The organism is Streptomyces sp. NPDC046349, assembly GCF_055587885.1.
Map to the genome: position 1 here is coordinate 99,171 of NZ_JBVJFK010000012.1, position 2,951 is coordinate 102,121.

The window sequence follows — 2,951 nt, forward strand, 5'->3', positions numbered from 1 at the left end:
CCGGGGAGCCCGAACCGGGGGCCAGAGACCCGGAACCGGGGTGCCGGGGCCGGAACCCGAGCGGCCCGAACCAGGGGCCGCGACCGGGGTGCCGGGACCGGGGTGCCGGAAACTACGTGCAGGGGCCGGGACCCGAGCGGCCCGAACCAGGGCCGGGGAGCCCGAACCGGGGGCCAGAGACCCGGAACCGGGGTGCCGGGGCCGGAACCCGAGCGGCCCGAACCAGGGGCCGCGACCGGGGTGCCGGGGCCGGGGTGCCGGGAACTGCGTGCAGGGGCCGGGACGCGAGCGGCCCGAACCAGGGCCGGGGAGCCCGAACCGGGAACTGGGTGCCAGGGCAGGGGCGCCGGGACCGGGACCCGAGCGGCCCGAACCGGGACCGGGGTGCCGGGGGCGGGGGCCGTGGTGTATCCGCAGGTCAGACAGGACTTTCGCAGTGCGGGGCACCGCCAGCGGGTGCGGGGCGCGCCCGGATCGGGGAAGCTGGGCATGCGCCGCAGCGCCGCCGGGCGCGACGGACGGGCGAGGAGGTCTCGTGGACGCTTCAGGAGACGGCCGCAACCCCCGCGGGCCGCGGACCCGCATCCGGCCCCGGACCGGGATCCTGCTGAGCGCCGCAGCGGCCCTCGTGGCCGCAGCCGTACCGGCCTCCGCATCACAGCCCGCACCCGCGCCGGCACCCGATCCGGTGGTGGTCGACTGCTTCTCCAAAGGCCAGGTACGCCCCGAGGAATACCTGCTGGCCTGCGGCGACGGCAACAACCGGCTCGTCGGCCTGCGCTGGAACACCTGGGGACCCCAGACCGCGACAGCCACCGGCACCGACATGGTCAACGACTGCCGCCCCTACTGCGCGGCAGGCCGCTTCCGCCCCTACCCCGTCACCGTCACCCTCAGCGACCCGCAACCCTGGCCCGACCGCCCCGGCACCCAGCGGTTCGCCACGATCCGGCTCCTGTACACCGACACCGCGCCGGCCCCCGTCCCCAAGGACGTGACCTACAAACTCGTCTACGACACCCCCAGCCCCACCCCCACCCCCACGCCTGGCTCCTGACCCCGAACCCGCGCCCCACACCGCAGCCCAGCCCCCCGACAACAAGCCTCCAAGCCCACGGACCACAAGGCCTCCAAGCCCACGGAACGACAGCGATGCAGGCCCACGGAACGACAGGCCTCCAAGCCCACGGAACGACAGGGATGCGGGCTCGCGGACAACAAGGCCTGCAGGCGAGCGCGGCTCACACGCCGCATCCGCCCAACAGAGCCGCCGCCCCGGGGGTGTCTCCATGTCCTTCGTCAAGGACGTGGCGTCGGATTCGAGGCTGTTTTTGGGAGGGTCATGCGGCAAGGTGACGGTGGGGGTCCGGGACTCGGAGAAGGCGCCCTCGCGGAGCATGGCGAACAGGACGCTGATGCGTTGGCGGGCGAGGCGGAAGAGGGCCCGGGCGTGGGCTTCACCCCCGGCTCTTTCCCGGCCGCAGAAGGTACGCGAGGACGGGGCGGCGTCCCCGCAGGCAAAGACGGAAAGCAACATGGCCCGTTCGAGCCGCCGGCTTCCGCCCCCAGGTGCCTGTTCGCCGTGGATCGAGGTCCCTGACGACCTGCTCGTGGGGGGCGAGGCCGGCGAAGGAGGCGAGGTGGGCCGCGCCGGGAAAACCGCTCCCCTCACCGACGGACCAACAGGACGGCGGCGGACCTGACCCCGGATGCCCGGCATCGAGGTCAAAACCGGGTGAAACGGGTGGCCTCCAACAGGGTAACGACCTGGGACTCCAGGGCCCTGCACCAGTCGTGGACCGCGGCGAGCGAGCGGGCCAGAAACGAGACGACCACGTCCAAAGGACCCCTGCCCACGACCACGACACTCTGCCCGCCAAGGGCACCGAAAACGTCGCCGATCAGCCGGGCCGCCATACCCCGGGCCTTAAAACGGATCACTTCCACGAGCCTGCGGCGGCCGGCTTTCCCACAGAACGGCCGGAAACCCATAGCCCTCGAGCAGCCAGCTGACAGCAGGACGGCCCAGACGCACTCCGAACACACACTCCGAACCGGGGCGTGTGCTGGGCGAGGAGGCCGCGCATCCGAATGCCGATGCGGATGGCCTAGGCCGCAAGACCCCCGCCGAAACCGGTCAGCAGGTGAACTCGGCGGTCAGCCCACCCGGTCAGCCCCAGCGATCACAGGGTGCGGGGCATCACGCCGGCAGCGTCCGCGATGACAGCGGCACCCTCCGCATCGGTTTCCGCCCCGCCCGGGTAGAGGCCGGCAATCCGCCGCACCACAAGTCCGGGCAGGCGACCTGACAGCCCCCGCCCCGGGGCCACGGTCAGGGACAAAGACGCCGATCGAGGCGCGCCGGTCCACAACAACCAGGACCGTGCCGAACTCGGCCTTGAACGTACCGAAAACGACTCGCAGCTCCCGTTTCGCTGCTGGACATCCTCCTGTCGAAGACCCATTCCCCGACCCCCCGCAAAACCAGGAGCCTGCCCCCGGGAAAGCAGCTCGAGTCACAGACAAAGCAGCACCCGGACCCTCGCAAGCCTCCCGCAGACCACCCCGCCAACCAGCCCCCGACCCAACCCCCACACCCACACCCACACCCACACCCACAGCGGGAGTACCCGTACCGGCGAAAAACAGCAACAAGCCCGACACACACCAGCACCACCCGCAACACACGCCGACATACACGCCACAGCGAAACAACACCCCCAGCCAAACCGAGCCAAGCCGGGACGGGGCCCGGCCAGGCCAGGACGGCCCCGCCAGGACGGGCCGGGACGGGCCCCGCCAGGACGGGACGGGACGGCCCGCAAAAAGAGGAGACGCCCAACCCGAACACGGAAGCCAGCCCATACCCACGCCCACGCCCACGCCCACGGGAGCAGGAGCGGGAGCAGGAGCCAGCGGGAGCGAGAGCGGGCGGGAGCGGGCGGGAGCNA

At 72.1% G+C, this 2,951-nt stretch carries 1 protein-coding gene and 1 pseudogene; one reads left to right on the forward strand and one right to left on the reverse strand.

Annotated features, from left to right (window positions below; genetic code table 11):
• Nucleotides 1-535 precede the first annotated feature (535 nt).
• On the forward strand, nt 536-1,057 hold the full coding sequence (locus ACZ6JS_RS27165) for a hypothetical protein (protein ID WP_469301727.1): 522 nt from the start codon (nt 536-538) through the stop codon (nt 1,055-1,057).
• Nucleotides 1,058-1,360: 303 nt separating this feature from the next.
• On the opposite strand, the pseudogene ACZ6JS_RS27170 reads toward ACZ6JS_RS27165, so the two are convergent.
• A pseudogene (locus tag ACZ6JS_RS27170) lies at nt 1,361-2,482 on the reverse strand (transposase); the annotation flags it as partial.
• Between the last annotated feature and the right edge of the window lie 469 nt (nt 2,483-2,951).